Below are 23,659 nucleotides of genomic sequence, written 5' to 3' on the forward strand. Positions count from 1 at the left end.
ATCGAGACATGACATCAAAGAAGAAGATCCTCCTCAACGCGTTCAACATGAACTGCGTCGGTCACATCAATCACGGCCTGTGGACCCATCCGCGCGACCGCTCCACCGAATATGCCGATCTCGACTACTGGACCTCGCTGGCGAAAACGCTGGAACGCGGGCTGTTCGACGGCATCTTTCTCGCCGATATCGTCGGCGTCTACGATATCTACCAGGGCAATGTGGACCTGGTTCTCAAGGAATCCATCCAGCTTCCCGTCAACGATCCGCTGATGCTGATCTCGGCCATGGCCTCGGTAACGAAAAACCTCGGCTTCGGCGTCACCGTCAATCTCAGCGCCGAGGCGCCCTACATCTTCGCGCGCCGCATGTCGACGCTCGACCATCTGACCAAGGGCCGCATGGGCTGGAACATCGTGACCGGCTACCTCGATAGCGCCTCCCGTGCACTGGGCCTTTCGGGCCAGGACGAGCACGACAAGCGCTACGACCGTGCCGACGACTACCTCGACCTCTGCTACAAGCTCTGGGAAGGCAGTTGGGAAGATGGCGCCGTCATCAAGGACATGGCCGCCCGGCTTTACGCTGACCCGGCCAAGGTGCATGCGGTTCATCATCGCGGACCTTTCTACACATCAGACGGCTATCATCTCGCCGAGCCGTCGAAGCAGCGCACGCCCGTGCTTTACCAGGCAGGCAGTTCCGGCCGTGGCCGGGAATTTGCGGCACGCCATGCCGAATGTGTGTTCATCACGGGCTCAGACAAGGCCACGGCCCGCGCGACGTCGCGTGCATTGCGGCAGGCGGCCGTCGATGTGGGTCGGCGACCAGAAGATATCAAGATTTTCATCGGCATCACTGTCATCCCGGGCAAGACCCGGGCCGAGGCGGAAGACAAATTCGAGGAATACAAGCGCGATGCGAGCCCCGAGGCCGGGCTGGCGCATTTTGCCGCCGGCATGGGCATCGATTTCTCGAAATACGATCTCGACGAGCCGATTACCTACGGTACCTCGAATTCCATCCAGTCGATTACCCAGCTCGCCAAGCAGAAGGGCTGGACCAAGCGCCAATTGCTCGGTGAAGTCGAGATCGGCGGCCGATATCCGCGCGCGGTCGGCGATGCCAACCATATCGCTGACGAGCTGGCTTCATGGATCGAGGAAGGCGAAATCGACGGCTTCAACCTGACGCGGACGGTGACGCCCGAAAGCTACGAGGACTTCATCGATATCGTCATCCCGGAACTTCAGGACCGCGGCATCTACAAAACGTCCTATGATGATGGCGGGCTTCGCAACAAGCTTTTCAGCGAAGGCGACAGGCTGCCCGCACGGCATCACGGAGCGTCTTTCCGCATTGGTGCGGCTGATGTTCCGGCTGCATCCGAAAAGCGCATCACGCGGGCGTGACGCAATCATTTATGCATTTTATATATCGATTTAGTGGGTTATTTTTTCACGGCGAGCATGGAAGGCATCGAAGGTTTTCTATCAGGCGCTGCGGACCGGGATGTCCATGCTTCGAAAGATCGCGCCAAGCCTGCGATCTTTCCGACGCATCCATCGCAATCAAAACAAGGACGGGAAACATGTCTTTCAACACACGCACCTTCACCCGGCGTGGCTTTTCAGCGCTCGCCGCGTCCGCATTCGCGGTTCTCGCCTTCGCTGCACCAGCGGTTACGCATGCCGAAGACAAGTCGATCAAGGTCGGCATCATGAGCGGCGAGGACGAGGACGTCTGGCGCGTTGTCGTGTCCGAGGCTGCCAAGAAGGGCCTCAAGATCGAGACCATCACGTTCAACGACTACACCCAGCCGAACGAGGCGCTGGAGCGGGGCGAGATCGTGGCCAACGCCTTCCAGCACAAGCCGTATCTCGACAACCAGATCAGCCAGCACGGCTATCACATCGTGCCTGTCGGCTATACCGGCGTCTGGCCGATCGGCCTCTATACCAAGAAGTTCAAGTCGGTTGCCGAACTTCCTGATGGTGCCGTGATCGGCGTCCCGAACGATCCGTCGAACGAGGGTCGTGCACTCCGCGTCCTGCAGAACGAGGGCATCATCAAGCTGAAGGACGGCACGGGAATTCTCGCCACGATCGCCGATATCGTCGAAAATCCGAAGAAGGTCGAGATCAAGGAACTCGATGCCGGCGTCGTCGGCCGCGCGATCACCGATCTCGACGCCGCCGTCGTCAACACCGACTGGGCGCTGAAGAGCGGCCTTTCGCCCGCCGACCGGATCGCGCAGGAGCCGGTGAACGACAATCCGTATCGTAACTTCATTGCCGTGAAGGCCGGTACTGAGAATGAGGAATGGGTTAAGATCCTCGTCTCCGCCTATCAGAACGACACGGTGAAGGCTGAATTCGACCGGGTCTACAAGGGCACCGGCATCAGCGCCTACTAAGTCTGAAATCCATCATGGGCCGGGGTGGTTCGCGCGCCGAACTGCCCCGGCCCGTGATCATGCGGAGAGTTTGATATGAATTCCATTGTCCTGCCAGCGCCCATCCAGGCGGCAGCCGTGGCCGACCGGCCCGAACCGGTCGTCCGGCTGACCGATGTTCACCGGCGCTTCGGCGCGACGCCCGCGCTCAACGGTGTGTCGCTCGAGGTGGGCAAGGGCGAGATCGTCGGCCTTATCGGCCGTAGCGGAGCGGGCAAGTCCACGCTGATACGCTGCCTCAACGGGCTTGAGCGTGCCGACTCCGGCGAGATCGCCATCGAGGGGCGACGGATCGATCGACTGGCAGAACAAGAACTCCAGCCGCTTCGCAGACGCATCGGTATGATCTTCCAGCATTTCAACCTGCTTTCGGCCAAGACGGTGATCGACAACATCGCCCTGCCGCTCAAGATCGAGGGTGTTGCGAAAGCGGAACGGCTGAAGCGCGCCCGGGAATTGCTTGATATCGTCGGCCTGTCCGGCCGCGAGCGGTCCTATCCCTCGCAACTGTCAGGCGGGCAGAAGCAGCGCGTCGGCATTGCGCGTGCTTTGGCCGCACGCCCGGCGCTGCTGCTTTCGGACGAAGCCACCTCGGCGCTCGATCCCGAAACCACACATTCCATCCTGGCGCTTCTCAAGGACATCAACCAGCGGCTCGGCCTGACCATCCTGCTCATCACGCATGAGATGGAGGTGGTGCGAACGATTGCCGATCGCGTGGCGGTGATCGAAGCGGGGCGGATCGTGGAGGAGGGGCCTGTCTGGTCGGTCTTCGCCAATCCGCAATCGCAGGTCACAGCCAGCATGCTGCGCTCGGTGCGGCCGCAATTGCCTGAAGCCATCGCCAGACGGCTCTCGACGGCGGGCAAGCACCTGCTGCTTGCCGTGGATATCACCAGCCCCGACGCGCAATCGGTGCTGTTCGATCTCGCAGGCCTCGGCAGCAAGACCGTCAGGCTGTTGCATGGCGGCATAGACCATATCCAGGGCCAGCCAGTCGGCCGGTTCTTCATTTCCGTCGCGGCAAATGACGCCGAACGAATCCAGAAATTCTTGACGTCCCGCCTGGCGCGGGTGGAGGTCCTGGGCCATGTCGCCGATCATGCTTGAACTCTTTGTCCGATCTCTCTGGGAAACCGTGCTGATGACCGGTGCCGCGGGCTTGATCTCGCTGATCGCCGGCCTGCCGCTCGGCCTCGCCCTGGTCATGACCGATCGCGGCGGCATTGCCGAGAACCTCTGGGTCAACCGCATCCTCGGCGCTATTATCAACGGCTTCCGGTCGGTGCCCTTCATCATCCTGCTGGTGGCACTCATTCCCCTGACAAGGCTGATCGTCGGCACGGCGCTCGGCACCTGGGCGGCGATCGTGCCGCTCGCCATTGCGGCCACGCCCTATTATGCACGGATCGCGGAAGTGTCGCTGCGCGAAGTAGATCATGGGCTGATCGAAGCGGTGCGCGCCATGGGCGGTGGGCGCTGGACGATCATTCGCGAGGTTCTCGTGCCGGAGGCGCTGCCGGGTATCGTGGCCGGCTTCACCGTGACGCTGGTGACGCTTATCGGCGCATCCGCCATGGCTGGTGCGATCGGCGCCGGGGGGCTGGGCGACCTCGCGATCCGCTATGGCTATCAACGCTTCGAGACGGGTATCATGATCGCTGTCGTGATCGTCCTGATCGCACTCGTATGCGCGATGCAATGGCTGGGCGACAGATTGGTCGCGCGGCTCGACCATCGCCAGGGCTGACGCACATAGACCCGTAAAGCAGGAGGATGACCGCATTGCCCGACAAGAGACAAATGCACCTTGGCGCATTCATGCGTCCCGTCAGCCTGCATACCGGCGCATGGCGGTATCCCGGCGCCTTTGCGGATGCCAACTTCAACTTCGCGCATCTCAGCGCATTCGCTCGGAAACTCGAGGCAGCCAAGTTCGACGCCTTCTTCATGGCGGACCATCTGGCGGTGCTGAACATGCCCATCGAGGCACTGCGCAGAAGCCAGACCGTCACATCGTTCGAACCGCTGACGCTTCTTTCAGCGCTCGCGGCGGTCACCGAGCGGATCGGGCTGGTCGCGACAGCGTCCACGACCTTCGAGGCGCCCTATCACGTCGCCCGCCGGTTCGCTTCGCTCGATCACCTGAGCGGCGGCCGCGCCGGGTGGAATATCGTGACGACGTCCAATCCGGATGCCGCGCGCAATTTCGGCATGGACGATCATGTCGAACATGGAGAGCGATACAAACGGGCGCGGGAATTCTTCGATGTCGTCACCGGACTTTGGGACAGCTTTGCCGACGATGCCTTCTTCCGCGACGCCGAGAGCGGCATCTTCTTTGATCCGGCCAAGATGCACAGGTTGGATCACAAAGGCGAGGAACTCAGCGTCGCGGGACCGCTCAACATTGCGCGACCGATCCAGGGCTGGCCGGTCATCGTGCAGGCGGGTCAATCGGACGCCGGCCGGCAGCTTGCGGCCGAAACGGCCGAGGCGGTTTTCTGTTCACCCCGTACCCTGGCGGACGGCAAACTCCTCTATGCCGATATCAAGAACCGCACGGTAAAGGCCGGCCGCGATCCGGACCATATCAAGCTGCTGCCGGCCGCGATGATTTTCATCGGAGACAGCGTGGAACAGGCACAGGCAAAGCGGCTGAAGCTTGATAGTCTGGTCCACTACGAGAGCGCCATCGCTTCGCTGTCGATTGCCTTGGGACACGATGCGTCGCAGTTCGACCCGGATCTGCCTTTACCTCCAATACCCGAAACCAATGCCTCCAAATCGGGACGTGAGCAGGTCTTGCGCCTTGCCGAAACGGAGCGGCTGACGGTGCGTCAACTCGCCCAGCGCTATGGCGGCTATGCCGGTCTCGCGTTTGTCGGCACGGCCAGCTCGGTCGCCGATGAGATGGAAGCATGGCTCGATGAACGGGGATGTGATGGGTTCAATGTCGTTTTCCCCTATCTTCCGGAAGGGCTACACGACGTCACGGATCGGCTGGTGCCTGAACTTCAGAAGCGGAACCTGTTCAGGAAGGAATATGCGGGAACGACACTGCGGGGGCATCTGGGGCTGCCACGGCCGCAAAACCGATTCTTCGGAGGACAAGCCGTTCAGCCGTAACTTAAAACCATTTATCGTTTCGTACAGTATGGTCGAGGGCCGGCCGCCGGTACGCAACCGCACGGAAACCTTCTGCCGCTTCGATCATTTCAATGTCAGCGGGAAAAGGGAGAGGCTCATGGACGACACACAAGACCACCCAATCCGGAAACGTGCTCACCAAATATGGGAAGAAGAAGGCCGTCCGCACGGCAAGCATGACGAGCATTGGCGGCGCGCCAAATCCGAGGTGCATGGTCTCGAAGACCTGCCGAATTCGGATACGAAAAAGAAGGCCGCGACAAAACCCAAAGCTTCGACAGGACAAAAGCCACGCAGCCCCAAATCAGCAACCTGATACGGGCGAACCGCTTCATGCCACGATATTTCTTTCACATCAGGACCGACGACGTCTTCATCCGCGATCCCGATGGCAGCGACCTTCCGGACCTCGATGCGGCGCGCTCCGAAGCCGGGCACTCCGCACGCGATCTGCTTGCGGCCCTGCTGAGAGAGGGCGAAGTGCTCGATGGCCAGGTTTTCGAGATTTCGGATGAGGCGGGCACAGTGCTTGCACGCGTTCCGTTCCGCAGCGTGCTCAGGCTGCCCTGAAAATCTCTGCGGCCGGGGTCATTGCATCGGATCGATGAGCGCTGGTATTCCTGTTCCGGCACGCCATAGGCATCGCCCGCGAAGAGTTCGAGGGCGCGGCGGTCACGGATCGTGATCAGGTTGCGCTCGGAATAGACAGCGCTGACCTACAAGGACGCTCTGGACTGGATCGGCGGCAATGCTGGCGCTGCAGCGCGCGTCAGGGCTTGCCCCGCGATAGGTCGCGGCCGTTGATCGATGCCGGCACTGCAATCTGCTCCGCCGTATCGCGCGGAAGCGGGATATCGACCTCCTCGGGAACCATCACATGTGCCGCCCCCAAGGCGATGTCCTCAATCGCGCATGCGGTACCGGTCTCATCGACCGCATGCGGATGTGCTTTCCAGTAAGTCTCAATGTGTAACATGTCCCTTCCTCTTTTTGAGCGCGGACGCGTGAAGGCGGTCGTCCGCTTATTGTACTCAACGGGTGGGATGGGATCGGGTTCCAATAAATTTTGAAGAAAATGACCGCACCCGGGAAGGCTGCAATCAGCCCGTCGCGAGGGTCTGGAAATTGTCGTTGCCACTCTCGGCCTCATCCTGAAGACGGCGATAGAGGATGGCGTAGAGGCCGGCGCTCCGCTCCCAGGAGAAACGGGCGGTCATGCCCTGGTTCTGCAGGCGCTGCCACTGGTCGGGCGACTGGAAAACCTCGATGGCGCGGCGCAGGCCGTGGCGGAGGCCCTCGGTGGTGATCGGATGGAACTGGAAGCCGGTGGCAACGCCGGCCCCCATCGCGGCATCGTTGGCATCGATCACGGTTTCGGCAAGGCCGCCGGTGCGCGAGACGATCGGCACGGCGCCATAGCGCAGGCCGTAGAGCTGGGTCAGCCCGCAGGGCTCGAAGCGCGACGGCTGGATGATCGAATCCGAGCCGCTGTGGATGAGATGCGCCAGCCGCTCGTCATAGCCGATATGCACCGCCACCCGTCCCGGAAACCGGCTTGCCTTCGCGGCAAGAAGGTCCTGGATCGCGGCGTCGCCCTGGCCGCAAACAATCAGCTTGCCGCCGCGATAGACGATCTCTTCGGCCACGTCGGCGAGCATATCCATGCCCTTCTGCCAGGTCAGGCGGCTGACGCTGGCGAAAATCGGGCCTTCATCCTCGTCGATGCCAAGTTCCCGGATCAGCGCGGCGCGGTTTTCCCGCCGCAGTTCGGGCGTCGCTGCATCGAACGGCCGGGCAAGATAGGCGTCGGTCGAGGGGTCCCAGACGTCATCATCTATTCCGTTGAGGATGCCCTTGAGCTTGTCGCGCCGGGCATTGAGCACGCCCTCCATCCCCATGCCGAAGCGCGGCGTGAGAATCTCGCGGCTGTAGGTCGGGCTGACCGTGGTGATCGCATCCGAGGTCATCAGTCCACCCTTGAGGTAGGACATGTCGCCATAATATTCCAGGCAATCAAGGGAATAGGCGCGCACCGGCAGATGCAGGTAGGGAAAAAGACCCGAGGGGTACTGGCCCTGGAAGGCGAGGTTGTGGATGGTCAGGACGACGGGTTTGTCGTTGCCCATCTCACGCATATAGACCGAGGTCAGCGCTGACTGCCAATCATGGGTATGGACGATATCGGGTGTCCAGCCGGGAAGGATGCCGTCGGCGATGCGGGCCGCGGCGAGCGACAGCGCGGCAAACCGTTTCCAGTTGTCGGCATGATCGCGTCCGGCCTGATCGACATAGAGCCCGCCGGGACGGTCATAGAGCGTCGGGATATCAAGCACGAAATAGATCTGGTCCTCGGACTGGAAATGGCGGAGCGAGGCGGCTTCGCCCAAAATCTCATCGAACACCAGAAGGGGCGCGCCGGCACGCGCCATGGGCAGCAGGGCGGGGTAGCCGGGGACGAGGGTGATGGTACGGATGCCGAACTTTTGAAGGGCCTTCGGCAGTGCCCCGGTAACATCGGCCAGTCCGCCGGTCTTGACGAACGGAAACACCTCCGATGTCACGGAAAGTACCTTCATGCGGACCGCCCAATCCTAGCCAGAATGTCACTCAAAATAGGCAAACTCTCTTAATGCGTGCTTACCCGATCGGATAACGCCAGAGCTTAATTTCAGTTCCTCGATTCGGGGTGTGACGACGCGGATTCTGCATCGTCTTTTCCCCGCGATGTTGCGCCGCACTAAGGGGAAAGTCAAAGTGTTTGTCAGGGCAAATTTGGCCGCTGTCGAGGCCGTCGGGCGGAACCAATTGGAAAGGCAGGGATTGGTCGAAAAACAGCAGGAGGTTTCCATGCTCGATTTCTTCGAACCCGTGCCCGGCTACGAGCCCATTCCCGGCAATCCGGTGCCGCCCATGCCGCCGGATGTCGACCCGCCGATCAAGGAACCAGAACCCGACCGGCTGCCCGACGAGGAGCCCTTACCGAACCCGGACGAGAACGACCGGCCCGGTAAATATATGTGACGAACCGGCTGGCTGAACACCTCCGGCCAAAGCCGGCGGATTATTCACAGAGGCAAAATTTCGTCTTGCGCTTCGCCCGCGAACAGATTACATCCGCCGCACCCTCGGGTCAGGGGGCGATTAGCTCAGTTGGTAGAGCGCTTCGTTTACACCGAAGATGTCGGCGGTTCGAGCCCGTCATCGCCCACCATTTTATTCCAATTTCATTATCATGCTTTGACATTGCGCGATCATCCTGTGGCTTTATACTCCGCCAACCATCGCTCAGGAGCACCCCCATGAAAATCCACCCCGCCGGTTCGCGTCCGTCTTCCATTCCGTCCGCCGATTATTTCTCCGGCCGCGTGCGGCAGGATCCGTTGGTCGAGGCGCCGGATCCGGCGCGGGTGAGGGCGGCGGCGGTCACATTCGAGCCGGGGGCTCGCACGGCGTGGCACACGCATCCGCTGGGCCAGACATTGGTCGTGACGTCGGGCGTCGGGCTGTGCCAGGTCTGGGGCGGCAAGATGGAGACGATCCGGGCGGGAGACACGGTCTGGTTCGCGCCCGATGAGAAGCATTGGCACGGCGCCTCGCCCTCGGTGGCGATGACCCATATCGCGATCCATGAAGCGCTTGACGGCAAGCATGTCGACTGGCTGGAACACGTGACAGACACGCAATATGCCGGCGAGGGCTGAGCGGGCGAGAACACGATCGGTGCATCAGCAAATATCATCCGTGCGGGCGCTTTATCGCGGCTGCCCGGCATGCGATCCTCCGTGGCACTGAACGACGGAGAATGCTTCCATGAAGGCCATGTATTACGAGCGCTACGGCGAGCGACCCGATATCCGCACTTTGCCTGATCCCATGCCGGAACCGCATGGCGTGGTGATCAAGGTCGAAGCATCGGGCGTCTGCCGCAGCGACTGGCATGGCTGGGTGGGACATGATCCGGATATCGTGCTGCCGCATGTGCCGGGCCATGAACTGGCCGGCGTGATATCAGCAGTCGGCAAGGATGTGATGCGGTTCAAGGTTGGCGAGCGCGTCACTGTGCCCTTCGTATCCGGATGCGGGCGCTGCGAGGAGTGCCATTCCGGCAACCAGCAGGTCTGCTCGCACCAGTTCCAGCCCGGCTTCACCCATTGGGGTTCGTTCGCGGAATTTGTTGGCATCCACTATGCCGATACCAATCTGGTACACCTGCCCGATGATGTCGATTTTGCCACGGCCGCCAGCCTCGGCTGCCGCTTCGCCACCTCGTTCCGCGCGGTCGTCGACCAGGCGCGCACAAGGCCTGGCGAATGGGTCGCGGTGCATGGCTGCGGCGGCGTGGGCATGTCGGCGATCATGATCGCCTCGGCGCTCGGCGCCAATGTCGTGGCGATCGACGTGGCGGACGACAAGCTGAAATTCGCCCAATCGATGGGCGCGGTTGCCGGCATCAATGCGGGCAGCGTTACCGATGTACCTGAGGCGGTGCGGGAGATCACGCGCGGCGGCGCGCATGTCTCGATTGACGCGCTCGGCCATAAGGTCACGAGCTTCAACTCGATCGACAATCTCCGGCGCCGTGGCCGGCATGTGCAGGTCGGGCTGATGTTGGGCGATGATGCGACGGCGAGGATTCCGATGGCCAAGGTGATCGGCCACGAACTCGAAATCTATGGCAGCCATGGCATGCAGGCCTGGCGCTATGGGGCGATGCTCGACATGATCGCCGTGGGCAAGCTCGCGCCGGCGAAGCTGATCGGCCGCACGATAACGCTGGAAGAGGCGGTGCCGGCGCTGATGGGCATGGAGACGTCGCGCGAGATCGGCATCAGCGTGATCACGCAATTTTAGGCACGATTCTTCCCACAGTTGTGGCGGTTTCCAGAATGCGCTAGGCTGTCCACCTTGGCTGAGAAGGAGGGGCAATCGATGGCAAATGATCTCGAAACCGCATCCGTTCTGTTCCGCAACGCGATGAGGGAAGCATTCAGGAAGCATTCGACCTGGTATCTGATACAGGGGGCGCTGCTGGTCGTCGCCGGCATGCTGGCGATCATCTATCCGCTGATGTCGGCGGTTGCGGTGGTGGTGCTGATCGGCTGGCTTCTCATGTTCAGCGGCATTATCCAGGCGATCAGCCTGATCGGGGCCAAGCACGCGCCGCATTTCTGGCTGCAACTGATCTCGGCGATCCTCGCGATCCTGGTGGGTTTCCTGTTTGTCCGCGAACCCGGGCAGGGCCTTGTGACCCTCACGCTGCTTCTGATCATCTTCTTCATGATCGAGGGCGTGTCCAAGATCGTCTTTGCGCTGACGATCCGGCCCATGCCGCAATGGGGCTGGGTGTTGGCCAGCGGCCTCGTCGGTGTCATCCTGTCGGTCCTGCTGCTGGCGTTCCTGAAGGTGACGGCCATCTGGCTTGTCGGACTGATGCTGGGCGTGCAGTTAATCAGCATCGGCGCCGCAATCGCGAATATGGCGTGGCAAGCGCGCAAGAGCTGATGCGTCAGGTCTTTCTGAACAGTGGCAGCGCCACGAAGAGGGCGACAAGCGCCGGAACCGCCATCGATGCATAAAGCCAGAAGCCGGCGCTGATCGCACCCTCGGTGCCGCCTGGCGTGACGAGGCCTGAGGAATTGGCGACCACACCCGCAACGGCCGCGCCGAAGGCCGCTCCCAACGACTGGATGAGATTGATCGAGGCGGACGCCTTGTCGGCTTCCGCATCGTCGGACCGGGTCAGCACCAGCGAGACGAGATGAGCCCAACCGAGGCCCGTCCCTACGCCCATGCCGAACAGCAGGGCCGAGATCGCCACCACGATCCAGATGTTGCCCGACATATTGGCCTGGCTGATCAACAGCGCCAGAACGAAGGTCGACGCGGACAATACGATCGTTCCCGCTACGATTGCGACAATAGCCTTGCGCCCCTGGAAAGAAGCGGTGCCGAGACCGGCGGCGGTCCAGCCCAAAGCGACGAGCGCTACGAGATAGCCGGCAACAAGCGGCGTGACGGCATGCAGCGTCTGGAGGAAATAGGGCGCATAGATATCCGAATTCAGCGACACGATGACCAGGAACATCACGAGGTAGACCTTGGCGAGCGGATGACCCGGCCACGTCGCCTGCGCCGGAAAAAGCCGCGCGGCGGAGTGCCGCTCCCAGAAGAGCAGGGCTGCGATCGCCGCCAGCCCGCCACCGACGAGCAGCGTGCGCCAGAGATGGGTCTCGGCCGTGCCGGCGAAGGAGATCGCCAGGATCGCGCCGAGAATCAGCAGGATCTGCGGGAGCGGCACATCTTCCGGCGCGCGGTCGTCCTCACCCTCCGGCAGCCATTTCGGCGCGGCGAGGGCCATGATCACGGCAAACGGGATGAGGATCAGGAAGGCCCAGCGCCACTGGCTGCCATTGGCAAACATGCCGCCCATCGTCGGCCCCAGGAAAACCGAGACACCCCATAGCGATGTATAGAGCGCCGATGCCGCATTCTGCAGGCCGGGCGGATAGACGAAGCGGATGAAGGAATAGGCCATGGTGACCAGCAGCCCGGCGCCAAACCCCTGCACGACGCGGCCGACCAGAACCATGATCATGTTGGGCGCCAGTCCGATGATCGCGCAGCCAACCGCGAAGAGCAGCGCGCCTGCAATGTAGGTCTGGTTCAATGTCACATTGCGCGGCCGGATCACCACGCAGATCGAGCCCAGCACGATGGCCGCGACGAACAGCGAAGCGGTCCATGCGAGCAGTTCCAGCCCGCCAATGTCGCGCACCATTGAGGGCATCAGGCTGGTCGTGACATAAAATTCCAGCGCCTCGAGCCCGACGCCCGCGCCGAGCAGAAGCGTCGCCGGCGTCCGTGATCGCGTGAAGAGATCGCGCAGGCGCGGCGTTTCGATCTCTTGGCTCCCGATCTCCCGCTTTTCAGTCGTCATATGCAATCACCACATCAGGCAGGCGCTGCCGACCATTTTTGGGGCAATCGCACTCGGAATAAATCGGGCTTTGAAAACGTCCTTTAAATCATATAGTTGATCCTGATTGACAAAAGGAGTGGGGCAATGCGTTTTTCAACTTTGGCGATACTTGCGGCAGTGGGGACGATCTCTTCCGTGCAGCCTGCATGGGCGGACAGCTGTTACGATCTCTGGTGGCAGCGCAACGAAATCTATAACCGCAATGGCTTCTGCTTCAAGACGCGGGACGGCATGGACGCGTTCGACAACAGCGATTGCTATACGGACGATCCGGATTTCACGCGCCGCGAGCAGCGCCAGATCCAGCAGATCAAACGCCAGGAAAACAATATGGGTTGCTGAGTTCGGGTCGCATCACGCGACCGTCTCGCCACCGTCGCACACCAGAATCTGGCCGGTCACATAGGATGACCGGCTGGAGACCAGGAACAATATCGGTTCGGCGATCTCCTCGACATCGGCCCAGCGGCCCATCGGCACGCGCCGCTTGATATAGGCCTCGATCTCGGCCCGGCCGCCGACCTGGCGGATAAACGGCTCGTTGAACGGCGTATCGACCCAGCCGGGGCAGAGCGCATTCACGCGGATACCGAATTTCCCATAATCACCCGCCATCTGCCGCGTCATCGCGATCACCGCATGCTTGGTGGTGGTGTAGGCGATCATTTCCCGATCATAGAGAATGCCGGAACTCGATGACGTATTGAGGATGACGCCACGCCCGGCCGCCTTCATGAAGGGCATGACGGCGCGAGCAGCGATGAAATGGGCCCGGACATTGAGATCCCACGATTTGTCGAAGCCCTCGACCGCGACATCCTCGAGATTGCCCTCGACCTGCGCGCCGGCGTGATTGTGCAGGATGTCGATGCGGCGATGTCGGCGATGGATATCGGCAATGGTCTCGCCGAGTTTGGCGTCGTCCGTGACATCGACTTCAATCGCTTCGGCGTTGCCGCCAGACCCCACGATTTTCGATGCGGTTTCGGCAGCACCTGCGCCGTCGCGATCCAGCACGACCACATGCGCGCCCTCGCGCGCCATGATCTCCGCGCCCGCGCGGCCGATGCCGGAACCGGCGCCCGTGACGATGGCGACCTGATCTTGAAGGATCATCTCATTCTCCGTCTGCACTCCCGTGCTTTTTCTCGCGCATCAGCACGCGCGCCATGCCGATCAGGATCAGCGAGGCGACGAGGACCGACGTGGCAATGGCATTGATCTCCGGCGTCACGCCGCGCCGGATCGAGGCGAAGACATAGATCGGCAGCGTTGTCTTCGAACCGGCAACGAAAAACGCAATGATGAAATCATCGAAGGAAAAAGTGAAAGCGAGCAGGAAACCCGCGACAACAGACGGCATGATCTGTGGCAGCACGATCTTGCGGAATGTGGTCAGCGGCGTGGCGTTGAGGTCGGAGGACGCTTCGACGATGTCGCGGCCGAGTGTCGCTACCCGCGCCTTGACGATCATGGTGACTAGCGCCAGCGAAAACAGCCCGTGGGCGGCGATGATCGAGCCGTAGCCTAACCCGAGTTTCGGCGGCGTTTCGGATGGCCAGAGGCTGGCGAGCGCCGGATTGACCGCGCCGAAAACGGCGACAAGCGCCACCAGCGTCGCGATGCCGATCACCACGCCGGGCACGACGATGGCTGCCGCGAACATGCCGTCGAATATCGCGCGGCTGCGTGCACTCATTCGCTCCATGCCGAGCGCCGCCATGGTGCCGAAAACGGCCGCGAGCGCCGCGGAGGTGAAGGCGATGATCAGGCTGTTCTGCAAGGCGTCGGTGAGGAAGCGATTGGCGAAGGCCTTGCCGTACCATTCGAGCGAGAAGCCGGTGAACTCGCTGGCATTGCGTCCGGCATTGAACGAGAACAGCACGACGAGCGCGATCGGCGCGTAGAGGAAAACATAGACCGCGGTGACCAGCGCCCTCATATCAGGTCCACCTGGCGGGTTCCGGCGATGCGCCATGCGATCCTCATCGCGGCCATCAGCACGATGACCACGACGAATACCAGCGTCACCGCGATCGCCGAGCCGAAGGGCCAGTTGCGCGACTGCAGGAAGAGGTCGACCAGCGCATTGCCGATGAAGAACACCTTACCGCCACCGAGCAGCTGCGGGATCAGGTATTCGCCGAGCAGCAGGATGGTGACCAGCGCCACGCCGGTCATGACACCGGGCAGTGACAGCGGCAGCGTCACCTTGAAGAATGTGGTCAGTGGATGCGCACCGAGGTCGGACGACGCATCGATCAGCCGGCGGTCGAGCTTCTCCAGGCTCACATAGATCGGCATGATCATCAACGGAAGATAGCCATAGACGATGCCGACCAGCACCGCAAAGGGCGTGTTGATCAGCCTGACATCATCGAGCCCGATCATTGCGAGCAGGTTGGGTATGCCGCGCGAGCCGAGGATGAACATCCAGGCATAGGTGCGCACAAGAAGACTGGTCCAGAAGGGCACGATGACCAGCGACACCAGCAGCAGCCGGTAGCGCCGGTCGGCCTTGATTGCGAGATAATAGGCGACGGGGTAGGCGACGACGAGGCAGACGAACGCCCCGAGTGGTGCCAGGATCAGCGTGTTCCAGAACGCCGTCGAGCGCGATGGCAGCTTGCCGAACTGCTCAAGGGTGAAGGCGGCCTGATAGCCGCCTTCCGGCGCGCGTTCGCCGAATGCGAACACCAGCATGGCGATGAACGGCAGGACCAGGAAGACGAACAGCCAGATGGCGGCCGGCGCCATCAGCGCCGCCGTCACCAGGGTCTTTCGTCTTGCGAGATTCGTTGCCATGGCTGTCGATCAGGCCGACTTGAAGCGTGCCATCACTTCCGCACGCGCCGGGTCGGTCAGCGTCACGGCGGCGCCGAATTCGAGCGGCGTCAGCGATGCCTCGTCGGGATAGACGATCAGGTTCGATGTCACTTCCTTCGGAAGCAGGCTGAAGGTGCGGGAATCCGTGGTTGGCGCGCCGTTGAAGATGTGCTCCTTCTTGGCGACTTCCGGGTCCATGAGATAGTTGAGCAGCGCATAGCCGGCCGGCTTGTTGGCTGCATCCTTCGGGATCGCATAGAAATCGCACCAGATCTCGCCGCCGTCCTTGCCGAGCACGAACTTGATGTCGGGGATATCGCGGTTAAGCTGCGCGCCGTCATTGGTCCAGCACATGGTCATCCAGGCATCGGTCGCACGCATCGAGGGCTGGTAGTCGGAATTGATCGCGAAGAGATGCGGCTTGACCTTGATCAGCAGTTCCTCGGCCTTGGCGAGTTCGTCAGCCTTGACGGAATTGAAGCTGTAGCCTTGGGCAACCAGCGCGTTGCCGATGGTGGTCAGCTGGTAATCGTGGACCATGGCGCGGCCGGTGGCTTCGCCCTGCGCGACCTCGAAGAATTCCTTCCAGCTTGTGACCGGGGTCTTCATCTTGGCCGAGTTGAAGGCGATGCCCGTCGTGCCCCAGTTCTTCGGCACGGCATAGGTCTTGCCGTCGATCTTGCCCTCATGGGTGAAGCGCTGGTTCTGCGTCGCATCCGAGAAATTCGGCAGCTTTGCCAGATCGAGCTCATCGATCAGGCCGAGCTTCTGATAGGTCGAAATCGTGTAGTTGGTCGGCACGAACAGGTCCCAGCCCGACGCGCCGGCCTGCAGCTTGGCCAGCATCTCTTCATTGGAGCCGAAGACATTGACCTCGACCGCGACGCCTGTCTTGGCGGTGAATGCCTCGAAGGTCGCGGGATCGTGGTAGTTCGGCCAGGTGGCGATCGACATCTGGGTGCCGAGCTCCTGCGCCTGAGCTTCGTCCGAGAACGGGCCGAAATTACGGCCGAGCACAGCCGTCGCCAATCCCAACCCGGTGATAGCGAGGAAATGGCGGCGGGTCACCGAGCCGCGCTTGTAGCGCATCAGCTCGTCGGCGAATTGGGCCTGCGTAAGCTTGTCATTGTCGATTTTCGTCATGGCACTGTTCCCTTGTTTATTGTTGAACTGCGAAGACATGCGAGGCATTGGCTGCGATCGAAAGGTCAACCTCGGCGCCCGGCTCGAAGAGTTCGGCAGGCCCGCCCGCGCTCCGGCCGGAAAAGACCAGAATGCTGCCGATATCAGGGACTTCGATGGAGTATTCGGCCGATGCGCCGAGGAAGATGCGATGCGTGACGGCGCCGCGGATGGTTCCGCCGGCGCCCGGCCGAGATACAGAGATCGCCTCGGGCCGGATGGAAAGCGTTGCCTTGCCGTTGGCAAGTCCCGGTGCGGTGACAGACAGTGCAGCGCCATTGGCGAGCGTCGCGACGCCCGACTTTCCATCGGAGCCAGAAATGGTGGCATCGACCTTGTTGGTCTTGCCGACGAAATCGGCGACGAAGAGGTCGGCCGGCTGGTCGTAGATTTCCTGCGGCGAGGCGAACTGCACGATCCTGCCGGCATTCATCACGCAGACCCGGTCGCTCATCGAAAGCGCCTCTTCCTGGTCATGTGTCACCAAGAGGAAGGTGATGCCGAGATTGCGATGCAGGTTCTGCAATTCCATCTGCATGGCGGTGCGGAGCTTCTTGTCGAGCGCTGCAAGCGGTTCGTCGAGCAGCAGCACGCGCGGCTTGTTGACGATGGCACGCGCGAGCGCCACGCGCTGTTGCTGGCCGCCCGACATTTCATGGATGCGGCGCTTGGCGAAGCGTTCGAGATGGACCATTTCCAACGCATCGCCTACGCGCCGCATCACCTCGGCATCATCCAGGCGGGGACGGATCTGCCTCAGCCCATAGGCGATATTGGTCTCGACATCGAAATGCGGAAAAAGCGCGTAGTGCTGGAATACCATGTTGACCGGACGGCGATAGGGCGGCACGCCGGTCATGTCCTCGCCTCCGATCAGCACCTGGCCGGTGCTCGGCTGTTCAAAACCGCCGATCATTCTGAGGCACGTGGTCTTGCCACAGCCGGAGGGTCCAAGCAGCGCCACGAAGGAGCCGCGCGGAAGCTGGAAGTCGGTTTCCGAAACCGCGGTCACGTTGCCGAAACGCTTTGCGACCGCCCGGAATTCAACGTCGAATTCGGACCCAGTGCTCACTGATCATTCCCCGTGGCTCTTCGGTTTGTGCGGCAGTCTGTCGCTGCCTCATTAAGCCCCACTGGACACGAGACTATTCAAATACCGCTTGCGGGGTATATACCCTCAGAGTGGTATTTCTGTAGAATTATTGCGTTTGGGGGAGTAGAGCAGGCGAACCATGCGGACGGATTTCGACCATTTGTTCGAGGCGGCAGCGGCCTTTGTCGGCGTGGCGGCACTTGCCGACGATGAGGCAGGCAAGGCTTTCGTCAACCTGATGAAGTCGTTGTTTCCATTCGACTATTGTGTCATCTTCGCCTATCGCGGAGCCGAGCGGCCAATCGATCTCTTCTCGACATTCGACGCCAGGGAATACGAGATCTTCGTGCGCATGTATCAGGACGGTCCCTATTTGCTGGACCCGTTCTTCTCGGCGGCTTCACTCCCCAAGCCGGGGGTATGGCGGATGCGGGCGCTGGCGCCCGATCGCTTCTTCGCCTCGGAATATTACCGCAGCTATTATGTGAAGACCGGGCTTTCCGAGGAGGTCGGCTTCTTCGTACCGGCAGGCGAGAGCGTCACCGTGGTTCTATCGTTGATGCGCGGCGAGGCGCTCGGCGTGTTCCGGGATGCCGAATATGGGCTGATGCGCAAGGCGGAGCCTTTCGTCGCCGCCATGGTTCGCCATGTCTGGGGCAGGCTCGGTCCGCGTTTCGATCGCGCCGTCACCGGGCGGAGACACGGCGCAGCCAGTGAAGGAGCCAGTGCCCGCGCCCGTATCAGCCAGCGGCTGACGGCGCGGGAAACCTCGATCATCGAACTCGTGTTGCAGGGCCATTCCTCGGAATCGATCGGGTTGAGGCTCGGCGTGGCGACCGGAACCGTCAAGGTGCACCGCCGCAACATCTATCGCAAGCTCGGCATATCCTCGCAGGCACAGCTGATGTCGCTCTATCTCGGGCGGCTGAAAGTACCGGAATGACCACAACGCGGCTTTTCGTGGCGCGCCCGAACCGCTATTCTTTTATCCTCAAGAACGAGGGAGGATCGTGTGAGCTTGAACAACGAGATATTCGCAACGGGAACGTTTGTCGGCCGCATCTGGTCGACCGAGGATGACGGGCCGGCTATCGTCCATCTGCGCCGTGGCATTCTGCATGACGTAACGTCGAAACAATCGCCGACAATGCACGACCTTCTTGAGCGCGACGACGCCGTCGCATGGCTGAATGCGCAGCCGGACAGGCCCTTGATGGCGCTGGCCGACGCGGCGGCGTCGGGCGTTCTGCTCGCACCCAATGACCTTCAGGCAGTCAAGGCCTGCGGCGTCACCTTCGCCCGGTCGATGATAGAGCGCGTCATCGAGGAAAAGGCGGCGGGCAATCCGGACCTGGCCGAGACGATGCGCAAGAAGGTCACGGCGCTGATCGGCGATTCGCTTCGCAACCTGAAAGCTGGCTCGCCCGAAGCCGCCAAGGTGAAAGCGGCGCTGATCGAGGAAGGCATCTGGTCGCAATATCTCGAAGTTGGCATCGGTCCGGATGCAGAAGTCTTCTCCAAGGCCCAGCCCATGGCATCGGTCGGCTATGGTGCGGATGTCGGCCTGCACCCGATCTCGCGATGGAACAATCCTGAACCCGAAATCGTGCTTGCGGTGAATTCCCGGGGCGAGGTCAAGGGTGCCGCGCTCGGCAACGACGTCAATCTTCGCGACGTCGAGGGCCGTTCAGCGCTGCTGCTTGGCAAGGCCAAGGACAACAACGCGTCCTGCTCGATCGGACCCTTCATCCGGCTGTTCGACGAGACCTATTCGATCGATGACGTGCGCAATGCCGATCTCGATCTTTCGGTGGAAGGCGAGGATGGTTTCAGGCTCTCGGGCAAGAGCTCGATGAGGGAGATCAGCCGCGATCCGCTCGATCTGGTCGCGCAGACCATCGGCCGGCACCACCAGTATCCCGACGGTTTCATGCTGTTCATGGGCACGCTGTTTGCGCCGGTCGAGGATCGCGATCACAAGGGGCAGGGCTTCACCCACAAGCTGGGCGATATCGTGACCATCTCGAACAGCCATCTCGGCAGTCTCGTAAACACCGTGCGGCTGTCGACTGAGTGCCCGGCCTGGACGTTCGGGACCCGCGCCCTGATGGCCAATCTCGCCCGTCGCGGCCTGCTTTAAGACCAATGGCTCAAAAGCAAGAGGCGGGCTTTTGGCCCGCCTCTATAAAAATCAAGACATCGCTCGATATCAGAGGAGGAAGTCGCCCGCGTCGAGCTTGAAGCTGCCATCGAGGATAAAGCTCATGTCGGCCTCGGAATTGCCATCGATATCGAGATGAACGATGGTCTGGCCGTCAACGCGCTCGTAGTTGACCTGGCCAGCCTTGCCGGTGAAGTCAGCCGTGCCGAGGAACTTGAAGGCCTGGTCGCCGTCTTTTTCAGGGTTGGTGTCGATCAGGCGCAGGTCGAAGCGATCCTGCTTGGCGTTGAAGCCGAGGATGTGGTCGGAGTCTTCCAGCGTCGCGGACGAGTCGTCAAGATCGAAGACGAAGATGTCCTTGCCCTTACCGCCGGTCAGCGTGTCGGTGCCAGCGCCGCCATCGATCTTGTCGGCAAACTTGGTGCCGACATAGGTGTCGTCGCCTTCGGAGCCGATGAAGTACTGCGCTTTGACGTTGAACATGTCATAGAGCGCCTGGATGGCGAGCGCGCCCTTTGTGGTATCACCAGAGGCGTCCGTGAGATGCGCGTCACGAAGAGCGCTCATCAATTGAAAGAAGGCGTTGTCCGCGCCTGCGCCTGCACCGACCTTTTCGAAGATGTCGAGGCCGGAGATTTTGAGTTCCTGGACAACACCGATAAGTGTGGACCGCTCCTCGCCGTTTTCGACCCACATCGTGCCAGCATCGCGATATCCGAATGTGACCGAGTTCACGGAACCGGAATAGCTACCGTCGATGCCGTCAATGCCGTCGTATTGCATGTGGGCGCCTTCCATCAGCACCTGCGCGTCGTTCGTGCTCGCCGAGTAGCGAACGCCGACCTGGCTGCCGTCGTAGTAGCCATATGGCGCATGAAACGTGCTGTCGTAGTAGGTGGTCGCACCGCGTGTCGTCGCAACTGCCTGCTCGGCGAAATAATCCGCCAGATACGCTGCATAATCGACACCGACCGTTGATGCCGAAGCGTCGATCGTCATAAACTTTTCTGCCATATTCCTACTCCTTGATACCGGGCGAGGCGCGCCCTGTTGTCCCTCCGCCGGGCCACAAAAAGCACAGCGAAACACGCGCCGGCGGAATGCCAGCGAGCAACTGTCCGATTTGGGTACCGGGCCGACCTCAAGGAGATTTCAGCGGCGGATGCCTGAATGTTCGAGATTGAAAGGCGTTCTAGTAAACATGACAAACCTAGTCAACAAACTAGATGTCGATTAAGAGATTTTTCATGATTATTTTTGTCAAGATAAGCGCGGCCGGCAATACATGGCACTTCGCTGATGCACGAAAAGGCTTGCGACGCTGCCGATTGGCTGCTTTCCCCAGACCTTAGGGGCTGGACAATCGGCCTATCGCATCGATGAAAGCCCGTTGGGCGTCACCCAGCACACCGCTGTTATCGACAACGGCGAACTTGCAATCGGGCTGCCAGTCATGCGTCACGCGTGTGAGGCGCCGTTCGATCTCATCAGGCGTTTCCCGGCCGCGCAGTTTCAGGCGTTCGGCGATCACATCGGGCCGTGCGGTCACCTCGATCACGGCGAGGGAAGCGAAGGCATCGATGAAGCCCGCCAAGGCACCACGCGATCCGTTGGCGATCAATGTCCGTCCGGCGGCGAGTTCAGCCTGCGTCTCGGCCGGAATACCATAGTGAAGACCATGCGCCTGCCACGAGACCGCGAAGCGGCCGTCGTGTTTCATCGCCGCGAAATCCTCGGGCGAGACGCTTCTATGATCTTCCGTCTCGCCATCGGCGGCCCGGGTAATCACACGCTGAACGAATCCCACGCGTGGATCGTTGCGGAAATGATCCCGCGCCGCATTGATCAGGCTGTCCTTGCCGGCGCCGCTAGGGCCGACCACGACGATCATTGTGCCCGGTTGTCCGCCGTCCATCAGGCGACACGCTGGCCTTCGCGCCAGACCGAACGCACAACAGGCACGCCGCCGGTATACCGCACCCGCACGAGGTCGGCACGCAGGCCCGGCCGTATCGAACCCCGGTCGTCGAGGCCGACAGTGCGTGCGGGCGTCGATGTCACCATGGCGATGGCCTGGGGCAGGCTGATCGCATCTTCGCCTTCGCTCAGTACGAAGGGCGCGTGGATCAGGCTGAGCGGAACGTAATCCGAAGAGAGCACGTCGAGAATGCCGTGATTTGCGAGGTCGCGGGCCGAGATATTGCCGGAATGAGATTTGCCGCGCACGATGTTGGGCGCGCCCATCAGCACGCTCAAGCCCGCTTCGTGCGACGCGCGAGCCGCCTCAAGACTGGTGGGAAATTCGGCTAGGCGAACGCCGTACTCGATCGATTCCTCGACATGATCCAGCGTCGCATCATCGTGCGAGGCGATGGTGATCCCATGTTGATTGCAGAAGCCGGCGATGACGTCGCGGTGGCGCTTGGCATAGCGTGCCGATGCCTCCTGGCGGACCCTGCAGAATTCGGCAAAGGCCTCGTCGGACAGGCCGCGCTTGGTTTTGTAGTAGAGCGTGTATTGTTCCATAGTCTGGAACTGACGCTGGCCAGGCGCGTGGTCCATCAGAGACACCAGGCGAACCTGCGAATCCTTCTCGAAATCCGAGAAGTCGTCGAGCACGTTTGCGGCCGAGACTTCGCAGCGGAGATGGATGAGGTGCGAAGCCTTGAGCCGATCCTCGCTTGCGGCATTGGCCAGGGCGTCCGCCATTTCCCGCATTTCGCCCGCCGCGAAGCCGCCGTCCTCGTCGCTTCCCATGCGCAGGCAATCGAACACCGTCGTGATTCCTGACGATGCCACCTGCGCGTCATGCGCCTGGATTGCCGCGGTGGTCATCCAGCGGACGCCGGGGCGGGGAGAGTAATGTGCTTCGAGGTGATCGGTGTGCAATTCGATGAGGCCCGGAATGACATAGTCGCCGCCGAAATCCTCGCCGGTCGCCTTGTTCCCCTGCGAAATCTCGGCGATTTTGCCGTCCCTGATCAAGACGCTGCCATCGACGATCGCGTCGTCGAGAACGATGCGGGCATTGGAGAAGACGGTTTCCTTTGTCATGTCAGGCGGTCTTTCTGATGGCGGGTTCTGGGAGTTGGACGAGGTGCTTCAGAACGAAGGGCGCTCCGCGTTCGGGTTCGACGAATAGCGCGAGATGGCCGATGCGGCGTTGTGCCGATACATAGTCTCCGAAGAAATTTTCAATCGCGGCGCGCATCGCCGGCTGCTCAGCCGGCTCGACCTGCGCTGTCAGCGTCATGTGGAAGCGGAAATCGTCGAAAACGTAAGGATAGCCCCAGTTGACGAGGTTCTCACGCAGCTCCGGCGTTAGTTGATCCGGGTTGCGACGTGCGAAATCGTTATCACTGAGCGGTGCACGGAAACTGTCGAAGCGGCTGACGCAGTCGTCGGCGAGCATCTGCAGTTCGGCACTCCAGTCGGCGGGAATGAGCGCGAAGAAACGGCCGATCTGGCCAAGCACCAGTTCAGGAAGAGTGAAAGCCGAGGTGCCGGCCGAGAAATCCTCGAGCGCCGCGATGAGTTCAGCCTCGGTCCGACCGTCGGCAAGCGCGAAGGGTGCCTTCATCGTCGCGTGAAAGCCGTAGCGGCGGGCGTCGTCTGTGAGCGCCTTGAACGCGTCTGCACTAAAACCTTCGACGGCCGGCTGCTTGATGGCCGCATCGGTGAATGCATCGCGGCCGAGCCACTCGGCCGCCAACCGCGTCAGCGGGTCATCCGCGGGCGGTGTGAAATAAATGGCATAACGCATGAATGATGCCGCGCGGGCGATTCCCGCTGCGTCCCTGATGTTGAGTGCAG

Annotated in this window: 26 protein-coding genes and 1 tRNA gene; 15 read left to right on the plus strand and 12 right to left on the minus strand. The window is 61.4% G+C overall.

All coding sequences use genetic code 11. The features are described from left to right. Window positions 1-8: 8 nt before the first annotated feature. The 7 genes from ACSQ26_RS09625 to ACSQ26_RS09655 all read left to right on the plus strand — a co-directional run bounded on the left by ACSQ26_RS09625 (window position 9) and on the right by ACSQ26_RS09655 (window position 6,175). Complete coding sequence (locus ACSQ26_RS09625; RefSeq protein ID WP_436008327.1) at window positions 9-1,412, plus strand: LLM class flavin-dependent oxidoreductase; 1,404 nt, start codon at window positions 9-11, stop codon at window positions 1,410-1,412. Window positions 1,413-1,591: 179 nt separating this feature from the next. Continuing rightward, window positions 1,592-2,416 carry a MetQ/NlpA family lipoprotein gene (locus tag ACSQ26_RS09630; RefSeq protein ID WP_436008328.1) on the plus strand — a complete coding sequence of 275 codons (825 nt, stop codon included), beginning with the start codon at window positions 1,592-1,594 and terminating at the stop codon, window positions 2,414-2,416. A 75-nt stretch (window positions 2,417-2,491) separates the two neighbouring features. Beyond that, a complete protein-coding gene (locus ACSQ26_RS09635) occupies window positions 2,492-3,565 on the plus strand; it encodes a methionine ABC transporter ATP-binding protein (protein ID WP_436008329.1) in 1,074 nt (357 codons plus the stop codon). Further along, complete coding sequence (locus tag ACSQ26_RS09640; RefSeq protein ID WP_436008330.1) at window positions 3,546-4,205, plus strand: methionine ABC transporter permease; 660 nt, start codon at window positions 3,546-3,548, stop codon at window positions 4,203-4,205. Before ACSQ26_RS09635 ends, ACSQ26_RS09640 begins: the two co-directional genes overlap by 20 nt. Before the next feature lie 53 nt (window positions 4,206-4,258). Beyond that, the gene (locus ACSQ26_RS09645; protein ID WP_436015181.1) at window positions 4,259-5,584 is read left to right on the plus strand and encodes an LLM class flavin-dependent oxidoreductase; all 1,326 of its coding nucleotides are present in this window, start codon (window positions 4,259-4,261) and stop codon (window positions 5,582-5,584) included. A 118-nt stretch (window positions 5,585-5,702) separates the two neighbouring features. Then, window positions 5,703-5,921, plus strand: coding sequence for a DUF2934 domain-containing protein (locus tag ACSQ26_RS09650; RefSeq protein ID WP_436008331.1), 219 nt, complete (start codon window positions 5,703-5,705; stop codon window positions 5,919-5,921). 17 nt (window positions 5,922-5,938) lie between these two features. Next, window positions 5,939-6,175, plus strand: coding sequence for a DUF6894 family protein (locus ACSQ26_RS09655; RefSeq protein ID WP_436008332.1), 237 nt, complete (start codon window positions 5,939-5,941; stop codon window positions 6,173-6,175). Window positions 6,176-6,374: 199 nt separating this feature from the next. Here ACSQ26_RS09655 and ACSQ26_RS09660 read toward each other — a convergent pair whose 3' ends face one another. Together ACSQ26_RS09660 and glgA are read right to left on the minus strand one after the other, a co-directional pair. Then, window positions 6,375-6,581, minus strand: a complete 207-nt coding sequence (locus ACSQ26_RS09660) for a hypothetical protein (protein ID WP_436008333.1) — start codon at window positions 6,579-6,581, stop codon at window positions 6,375-6,377. A 124-nt stretch (window positions 6,582-6,705) separates the two neighbouring features. Beyond that, on the minus strand, window positions 6,706-8,181 hold the full coding sequence (gene glgA / locus ACSQ26_RS09665; RefSeq protein ID WP_436008334.1) for a glycogen synthase GlgA: 1,476 nt from the start codon (window positions 8,179-8,181) through the stop codon (window positions 6,706-6,708). Window positions 8,182-8,452: 271 nt separating this feature from the next. Between glgA and ACSQ26_RS09670 the strand changes: the two genes are divergently transcribed. The 5 genes from ACSQ26_RS09670 (at window position 8,453) to ACSQ26_RS09690 (ending at window position 11,107) form a co-directional block, all read left to right on the plus strand. Continuing rightward, window positions 8,453-8,626 carry a hypothetical protein gene (locus ACSQ26_RS09670; protein ID WP_436008335.1) on the plus strand — a complete coding sequence of 58 codons (174 nt, stop codon included), beginning with the start codon at window positions 8,453-8,455 and terminating at the stop codon, window positions 8,624-8,626. A 114-nt stretch (window positions 8,627-8,740) separates the two neighbouring features. After that, window positions 8,741-8,816, plus strand: a tRNA-Val gene (locus ACSQ26_RS09675). Window positions 8,817-8,904: 88 nt separating this feature from the next. Then, a complete protein-coding gene (locus ACSQ26_RS09680; protein ID WP_436008336.1) occupies window positions 8,905-9,306 on the plus strand; it encodes a (R)-mandelonitrile lyase in 402 nt (133 codons plus the stop codon). A 109-nt stretch (window positions 9,307-9,415) separates the two neighbouring features. Then, entirely contained in the window at window positions 9,416-10,456 is a 1,041-nt protein-coding gene (locus ACSQ26_RS09685) for a zinc-dependent alcohol dehydrogenase family protein (protein ID WP_436008337.1), read from the plus strand. A gap of 78 nt (window positions 10,457-10,534) precedes the next feature. Next, entirely contained in the window at window positions 10,535-11,107 is a 573-nt protein-coding gene (locus tag ACSQ26_RS09690; RefSeq protein WP_436008338.1) for an HdeD family acid-resistance protein, read from the plus strand. Between the two features lie 4 nt (window positions 11,108-11,111). Here the strand turns inward: ACSQ26_RS09690 and ACSQ26_RS09695 are convergent, their stop codons facing one another. Then, complete coding sequence (locus ACSQ26_RS09695) at window positions 11,112-12,542, minus strand: MFS transporter (protein WP_436008339.1); 1,431 nt, start codon at window positions 12,540-12,542, stop codon at window positions 11,112-11,114. A 126-nt stretch (window positions 12,543-12,668) separates the two neighbouring features. On the opposite strand from ACSQ26_RS09695, the gene ACSQ26_RS09700 reads away from it, so the two are divergent. Next, window positions 12,669-12,926: a YARHG domain-containing protein gene (locus ACSQ26_RS09700; RefSeq protein WP_436008340.1), complete on the plus strand. Its 258-nt coding sequence runs from the start codon at window positions 12,669-12,671 to the stop codon at window positions 12,924-12,926. A 12-nt stretch (window positions 12,927-12,938) separates the two neighbouring features. Here ACSQ26_RS09700 and ACSQ26_RS09705 read toward each other — a convergent pair whose 3' ends face one another. From ACSQ26_RS09705 to ACSQ26_RS09725, 5 genes are read right to left on the minus strand one after another with little or no spacing between them, the layout of a single operon-like run. Next, window positions 12,939-13,700 (minus strand): SDR family NAD(P)-dependent oxidoreductase, encoded by a 762-nt coding sequence (locus ACSQ26_RS09705; protein WP_436008341.1) that lies wholly within the window; start codon window positions 13,698-13,700, stop codon window positions 12,939-12,941. 1 nt (window position 13,701) lies between these two features. After that, window positions 13,702-14,526, minus strand: coding sequence for an ABC transporter permease (locus tag ACSQ26_RS09710; protein WP_436015183.1), 825 nt, complete (start codon window positions 14,524-14,526; stop codon window positions 13,702-13,704). Then, entirely contained in the window at window positions 14,523-15,389 is an 867-nt protein-coding gene (locus ACSQ26_RS09715; protein WP_436008342.1) for an ABC transporter permease, read from the minus strand. The genes ACSQ26_RS09710 and ACSQ26_RS09715 overlap by 4 nt, the downstream gene beginning before the upstream one ends. A gap of 9 nt (window positions 15,390-15,398) precedes the next feature. Continuing rightward, window positions 15,399-16,553: a polyamine ABC transporter substrate-binding protein gene (locus tag ACSQ26_RS09720; protein ID WP_436008343.1), complete on the minus strand. Its 1,155-nt coding sequence runs from the start codon at window positions 16,551-16,553 to the stop codon at window positions 15,399-15,401. A 16-nt stretch (window positions 16,554-16,569) separates the two neighbouring features. Continuing rightward, the gene (locus ACSQ26_RS09725) at window positions 16,570-17,664 is read right to left on the minus strand and encodes an ABC transporter ATP-binding protein (protein WP_436008344.1); all 1,095 of its coding nucleotides are present in this window, start codon (window positions 17,662-17,664) and stop codon (window positions 16,570-16,572) included. Between the two features lie 160 nt (window positions 17,665-17,824). On the opposite strand from ACSQ26_RS09725, the gene ACSQ26_RS09730 reads away from it, so the two are divergent. Together ACSQ26_RS09730 and ACSQ26_RS09735 are read left to right on the plus strand one after the other, a co-directional pair. Further along, window positions 17,825-18,628 carry a helix-turn-helix transcriptional regulator gene (locus ACSQ26_RS09730; protein ID WP_436008345.1) on the plus strand — a complete coding sequence of 268 codons (804 nt, stop codon included), beginning with the start codon at window positions 17,825-17,827 and terminating at the stop codon, window positions 18,626-18,628. A 69-nt stretch (window positions 18,629-18,697) separates the two neighbouring features. Beyond that, a complete protein-coding gene (locus ACSQ26_RS09735; protein ID WP_436008346.1) occupies window positions 18,698-19,825 on the plus strand; it encodes a fumarylacetoacetate hydrolase family protein in 1,128 nt (375 codons plus the stop codon). A gap of 69 nt (window positions 19,826-19,894) precedes the next feature. Here the strand turns inward: ACSQ26_RS09735 and ACSQ26_RS09740 are convergent, their stop codons facing one another. The 4 genes from ACSQ26_RS09740 to ACSQ26_RS09755 all read right to left on the minus strand — a co-directional run bounded on the left by ACSQ26_RS09740 (window position 19,895) and on the right by ACSQ26_RS09755 (window position 23,609). Then, on the minus strand, window positions 19,895-20,860 hold the full coding sequence (locus tag ACSQ26_RS09740) for a hypothetical protein (protein ID WP_436008347.1): 966 nt from the start codon (window positions 20,858-20,860) through the stop codon (window positions 19,895-19,897). A gap of 334 nt (window positions 20,861-21,194) precedes the next feature. Further along, window positions 21,195-21,761 (minus strand): phosphonate metabolism protein/1,5-bisphosphokinase (PRPP-forming) PhnN, encoded by a 567-nt coding sequence (gene phnN, locus ACSQ26_RS09745; protein ID WP_436008348.1) that lies wholly within the window; start codon window positions 21,759-21,761, stop codon window positions 21,195-21,197. Next, window positions 21,761-22,900, minus strand: a complete 1,140-nt coding sequence (locus tag ACSQ26_RS09750; RefSeq protein WP_436008349.1) for an alpha-D-ribose 1-methylphosphonate 5-triphosphate diphosphatase — start codon at window positions 22,898-22,900, stop codon at window positions 21,761-21,763. Before ACSQ26_RS09750 ends, phnN begins: the two co-directional genes overlap by 1 nt. A 1-nt stretch (window position 22,901) precedes the next feature. Further along, window positions 22,902-23,609, minus strand: a complete 708-nt coding sequence (locus tag ACSQ26_RS09755) for a DUF1045 domain-containing protein (RefSeq protein ID WP_436008350.1) — start codon at window positions 23,607-23,609, stop codon at window positions 22,902-22,904. Window positions 23,610-23,659 lie beyond the last annotated feature (50 nt).

Source organism: Rhizobium sp. LjRoot254 (genome assembly GCF_964254105.1).
Lineage (GTDB): Bacteria > Pseudomonadota > Alphaproteobacteria > Rhizobiales > Rhizobiaceae > Rhizobium_E.